Consider the following 6,000-nt stretch of genomic DNA (forward strand, 5'->3'; position numbering starts at 1 on the left):
CGGAAAAGCTACTATCCCAATCTTTTACTATGGCATAAGTGAACGGAAGCTGCTTTAATTTACGATCTTGATTAACCTGAGATTCCTGAGAATGGGCAAAATGCCCCAAAAGAATACAAAAACACAGTAGGAAGCGGCATAGAGTCTTGACGGTTTTAATTGGGAATAAACGAGCAAATGAAACAACAAGAAAGTCTTGTGTGCAGGAGGGTCTGTTTATATGTGTGGCCGCAATCATTCAGCAAAGAAGGGAGTTACAAGGTTAATGACTCCAAGTAGGTTGATTATATTTCTTTCAGATATTGTAAGAATTAAATTATTTTTCTATATTTAGAATTTAATATCCAATTAATTCAGACTATCCATTTGTCTCTGAGCATTGTATTATCATTGCGTTAGTACCTAAAAACAGCAATGTTAAATGGGCTTAAATCACACTTACTTGCTCAGTTGTAAATCAGTTACAGAGCTTATTTTAGGGGTAAGCCCTTGATTGGTTAAATGTTAGTATGCTTTTTAACTAATTAAAATAAGCATTTTGGGGGAAGAATTATACAATTTGAATTAGGATAGTTGTATTTTTCAAAAAACTGCATTACTAAAACTGTTCTAAAAAGGACTCACCACTTTCTTTTCTCATTTTTAACTGTTGCGCAGCATAACCCCATACTTGCTCTCAGCTGAAGAAAATACTAATGGTGAGTTTTGGTTAGTGTGTAATAATGCTTAATAATTATATTTTTTTTGGGCTGTACTGTCTCCATCGCCAGAACCGAAGACAGGAACTTTACAGTTCAACTACAGCCCGTATGTTTGTTTTAAAATCTTCGATAAAGCTACTTCGGTTTTTATAAAAAATTTGTGGTCAATTGACGAATGCCCCTTCTGATCTGACGGATGCCCCTTCCCAGTCAACGGATGCAATTTTTGGGTCATTTTTCAACTTGTTTTTTTAGTGGTAAAATGGGATTCCAATAATGGAGGAACCCCACTTTACATTTACAGGAGAACACTAAAAGATAGTTTTTCAAACCGTGGCACATAATTCCTCTTTCTTTAAAGTTGCCAAAGACTTCATGGGCTTTCTTTGGACTTTGTTCCGTTTAGGGACTTTTGAGATAAAATGTCCTTTAAAATCTATCGAGGCAAAATTGCTGAAATACCCCAAAACATCCTCGTAATCGTTGATATTGACTCCTGCCTTGGCCATACTGTTGTGCATTACAGTTTTGCTTGGCGATACGAATTGGTTACCGCATATCCGCTCATCTTTCGATTTGATGATCAATACCTTGAGTCTTTTTAAATGTGAGGCGGGAACATAATAGTTGGAAACCCCATCCTTTATGGACTTAAAGGTGACGTAGACTTTTCCAACATTTTTGTACACATTGGCCATGTAGCCCATGGAGGCATTATTCAAAGGAAGCTTTAAACAATCTTTATCCGATTCCAAATAAAAAAGAATTGGATTTTTACGAAGTATTTCCTCGGTTAATTGTGGGACATCCAAGCTAAAGGACCAGCCTGGCAGTTGTTCTTTTATGTCAAACGATAGTAGTTCTACCGTATTGGGTTCCGACGGTATGCAGTTATCGTGATGATCCTTCATCATGGATGAGGATTTATGTAAAAGATAAATGGGATATCCAATAATGGCGAAGGCACAAATAAGTGTCCAAAAAATGGTTAATAGATGCATAACAGGTTTTATTTTAAGAATTTGGGAATTTTCCTGATACCAAGTAACAAATAAAAAAGTACACTTTGCCCCACCAATTGACGGATGGCCCTTTTGAATTGACGGATACAAAATCATCGATTAAGAGTGAGTTTTTATCGATGAAATGCACTCCGATTTCGTCAAATTTGCCTTCTAAGGGGCCTTATTTTTTGTTTGCTGTCTTTTCTAACTGTCTAACAACACCCATCACATCATAATTTGCAATTTTTCGAGTGCTATAATTCCTTTTAACATGGTTTATATAAGTGTGTATTTCCAATGTATAATAGTTTTCCAGTTCAAAAATGGAATCTTCCATTGGGTCTATCGAGGCTCCAATTTTGTTTCTACCATACGATCGGGCATGGTAAACTATTTTATGGTTGTTTTCTTCATAATCCATCCATTCAATGGTCACTTCAATAAAATCATGCAATCGCTCCCTTAATCTGTAGGTGGCGTGATTCGGGATGTTTCCGTACTCATGTTCGGATTTTACCAAATCCAAAATCCATTTTTCAAGAAAGTTGTCTCTCATATCAACTCATTTTTCAGGTGTTCTGATTTTTTTGGCCCCAGGCCGTTCATTCATTTTTGTTATGAGGATGATTTGCTAGCTTTTCAAAAGGCGGCCAATAGTAATATTGGTGTTCCCTATCGCCTTGTGGTTCCAAAAGGCTAGTTTCTTGAGATTGAAATTCAGTAATGTTCCCTATTTGACGCTTTTTATATGTAATTATGTGGTTTGTATTAATCTTCAAGGTTGGCAAAAAGTTGTTTTAACCATTGTATGGAAACAGTTCTTGCCTGTTTACTTTGTTCCACTTTGTCAAAGTCAAAACCATGGCCTACGCCTTGATAAACCTGTACTTCCACCGGCAATCCTTTTTCTTTCAAGAGAGCAACCTGACAAAGTGTGTTCTCGCTCAGGTATCCTTCTGATGGAACTTGATAGAGCATTGGAGCGTAGGGCTGAAATATGTTGCCCTCTGCCGCATCATCGCTACAAGGACTTTTGCCCCAATAATTATAGGCGCCAGAACCGCCATAATAAAAAATGCCGCCGGCAAACCCAGTTTCGGGTTTTGGCCCGGGAGGTATTACTCCTGAGTTGGTGTCGTAGGTTTTTCCATCAAAGGTTTGGGTCCATTGCCACTCATCAGGAGTGGAATCGGTATTGTATAAAGTGGATGCTACGGCACTTGCACCATCCGAAAAACCCACTAAGGCAATCTGGTTGCTACGGATTACAGGTTCGCCGTTGCTAAACTCCATTTCCTGCAATAGACGTAGCGCAGCATTGGCATCCCTTGGTCGTATAAATTGGGAGCTTATTTTGAAATTGTCAGGAGCGGTGGTCCATTTTCCTGTTCGTGTTTGTACGCCGCGTCCGGAATAACTGTCAACAAAAACCGCGGCAATGCAGTTGTTGTTCAAAAGTTCTTTCCATTCGTTAAATTGACCTGACATTTTACCTGTGCTAGCATCATGGTCTAACCACATGCCGTCTGATCCATGAAGGACCATAACCGCCGGAAAATTTTCCATGTCACAACTTTCAGGTACTGCTATGTAAACAGGAATAGCTGCATTTCCAACCTTTGTGTATACGAGTGTATCGCTAGACTTGCTGCTTAGGGTGATTGGCGCATCTTTAGCAGATTGTCCAAAGGGATTCTCATCTTCGCTACAAGAAGACAATAATAGGATAGTTACTTTTAAAAGAGCAATGCTGAAATTTTTAAGAATCTTTTTCATAAGCTAAAAGTTTTTAAGAGTTCGTTCAATAGGTGCAGGAACAGTTTGAAATCCCTTGGAACAAATCCACACCCACAGTGATTACATGGGTTCCTTTTGAATATCCCAAAATTTCATTGGCTATGATTTGATAGCTATACCCAAAGTAAAAGTCATCTTTCTTAAGGCCCATCATTGGAGCTACATAAAGTGGACTTCCCAGTTGGTCGTTCAAAAAACGATAGGTAAAGCCGGCATAATAGTAGTCAAGGAAATCATACCATTTAAATTTGGTGTTTACATCGGTGACGGATCGCCCATCACTTTCAAAATATTGAAAGAAAACAGAGGGTTCAATTTCAAAATCTGCCCTTTTACTTTTTCTAAAACTATATCCAGAATAGAGGTAATAGTTTCTGAGAGTGTTAGGCTCAAGAATGGGATTGAACTTATTAAAGTCTTTGTTGAAAATGTTGGATACATTAAGCCCCAAATAAAATTCACCCCTACGGTATAAGGCACCAAGATCAAAATTGGGATTGCTGGAAGCGCGGTCGTCCGTCACCGCAAGATCAGTATTGTCCTCAAAGTTCTCAATATCAATACGAAATTGGTTCAGGTTAAACGAAAGGGCAAGCGAAAGATAATTTCCCTCATACTTGTCTAAAGTCAAATGATGGGCAAAGGCGATTTTTGCCCCTCTTTGCTTGGTTTCGCCGTTGGAATCATTGTACATCAATAATCCAATACCTGACCTATTTCCAAGTCGAACATCTGCGGATAGGGACTGGGTATCGGGAGCATCCCTGATACCTACCCATTGTGTGAGTCCGTTCATCCGAACCTTTACATAGTTTCCGATGCCTGCATAAGCGGGAGACATGATAAAGGGGTTGTCCGCTAAATATTGTGACAACTGCGGGATGGTCAATTCTTGTCCGTATGTGTATATAGTGCTCATCAACATTGCATAGACTAGAGTTTTTCTCATTGTATTTTTCTGTTTAACGGTATAGGGTGAAATTCCCTACATATTCACGACCTGTGCCATCGTTCAATCTAACAATGTACCAGTAGTCCCCGGATGGAAGAGGTCTGGATTCGTAGGTGCCGTCCCAACCTTGGTCCAGAGGTCCTATAATCCATATTTTCCTTCCATATCGATCAAAAATGTAAGTTTCAATATCAGGGAATTGCTCAATGTTTCTTGGTCTCCAAAAATCATTTTGTCCATCGTTGTTCGGAGTGAAAAAATTCGGGATGGTTATTTCCATCAAATTCATTGTTGTGCTTTCAAAAACCTCACAACCATTGCTGTCCACAACCCTTACCGTTACTGTTCCACTTCTGTTGATGGTGTACGTGTTGGAATCAGTTCCGCTATTGTTGTCAAAATAATAGGTATATGGAGCCGTTCCTCCAGTAACATTTGCTGTAATCTGATTCACATATTCACTGGTCAATGTCAACTCCAATGGTTCAAAGCTTTCAACTTCAAATGGAATCTCACCTATACAACCATTGTTGTCCATTATGAATAAACTATGATCACCTGGACTAATATTCCCAAAATCAGGACTTAGAGTGAAATCATTTGGGTCGGTAGAATCCAGCGCATAGAGCACATCGTTACTGACTGATGGGTCGAACAAGGTAACTGCAATGGTATTTGATGGAAGGTTTGCATCGCACGAATACAATACATCAACCGAACCACCAAGATTAGCTCCGCCAGGTTGAATGCTGAAACTTGTATTGGTTTCACAACCCGTGTCATCAATTACGCTTATTTCATAATTTCCAGGAGATAAATCGTCTATGGAGAAAGAATCCGTGTTGAAAACCATAGGCGCCATATTATTAAGCTGAACTGTAATAGGGAATTCAGCATCTCCAATTACGACAAAAACAGAACCATTATCACTTTCCCAACAGGATTCATGTTCAACATTGGTGGTAACGGTGAATCCAGTTATGGTTACCTCAAAACTCTCCTCCGAATCCGGACAATTCCCTTGTTCAGGACTAAATACAAAAATTGTTTGAGATGTGTTTATTACATCCCCTTCAAACAATGGTGTTCCTGTACCACCACTTCCAGTAAAGTAGTTTCCATTCGTTAATTCGGGCAATGTATAGGAATCACAAGAGGTGACGTCCTCGAGGTCGTCCACCGTCGGGATATTGTTTATCTGTACCTCCACGGTTGCGGAGTCGTCTGGGCATGCCCCTGTCGAGGATACGGTATAGGCAAACCGGTAGGTTCCCGGTGCTATGGCGTTGAAGTCCATGTTGGCGGGGTCTGCCACCACGGAGTTGGCCCCGTTGCCGAAAGCGTCGTCCACGTCGGTCCATGTTCCCCCTGGGTCCTCACCGGCGAGCTGTGCGGAGAGGTCGTAGGCTGTGGCGTCCCCTTCACAGATGGCGAGGTCCGTGGGCGTTCCGGCCTCGTTGGCCCCGTCGATCTGTACCTCCACGGTTGCGGAGTCGTCTGGGCATGCCCCTGTCGAGGATACGGTATAGGCAAACCGGTAGGTTCC

Annotated in this window: 5 protein-coding genes; all 5 read right to left on the minus strand. The window is 40.6% G+C overall.

Going from position 1 to position 6,000, the window contains the following annotated elements:
* Positions 1-1,027: 1,027 nt before the first annotated feature.
* On the minus strand, positions 1,028-1,615 hold the full coding sequence (locus RBB12_RS04280; protein WP_306012920.1) for a hypothetical protein: 588 nt from the start codon (positions 1,613-1,615) through the stop codon (positions 1,028-1,030).
* Positions 1,616-1,886: 271 nt separating this feature from the next.
* Positions 1,887-2,261 carry a hypothetical protein gene (locus RBB12_RS04285; RefSeq protein WP_306012921.1) on the minus strand — a complete coding sequence of 125 codons (375 nt, stop codon included), beginning with the start codon at positions 2,259-2,261 and terminating at the stop codon, positions 1,887-1,889.
* 212 nt (positions 2,262-2,473) lie between these two features.
* Positions 2,474-3,481, minus strand: a complete 1,008-nt coding sequence (locus tag RBB12_RS04290; RefSeq protein ID WP_306012922.1) for an alpha/beta hydrolase — start codon at positions 3,479-3,481, stop codon at positions 2,474-2,476.
* 25 nt (positions 3,482-3,506) lie between these two features.
* Positions 3,507-4,451 (minus strand): type IX secretion system membrane protein PorP/SprF, encoded by a 945-nt coding sequence (locus tag RBB12_RS04295; RefSeq protein WP_306012923.1) that lies wholly within the window; start codon positions 4,449-4,451, stop codon positions 3,507-3,509.
* Positions 4,452-4,464: 13 nt separating this feature from the next.
* The coding region (locus RBB12_RS04300; protein ID WP_306012924.1) for a T9SS type B sorting domain-containing protein at positions 4,465-6,000 on the minus strand (1,536 nt) is incomplete at its 5' end.

It is taken from the genome of Allomuricauda sp. MMSF_3307 (assembly GCF_030733585.1).
In the GTDB taxonomy this organism is placed as follows: domain Bacteria; phylum Bacteroidota; class Bacteroidia; order Flavobacteriales; family Flavobacteriaceae; genus Flagellimonas.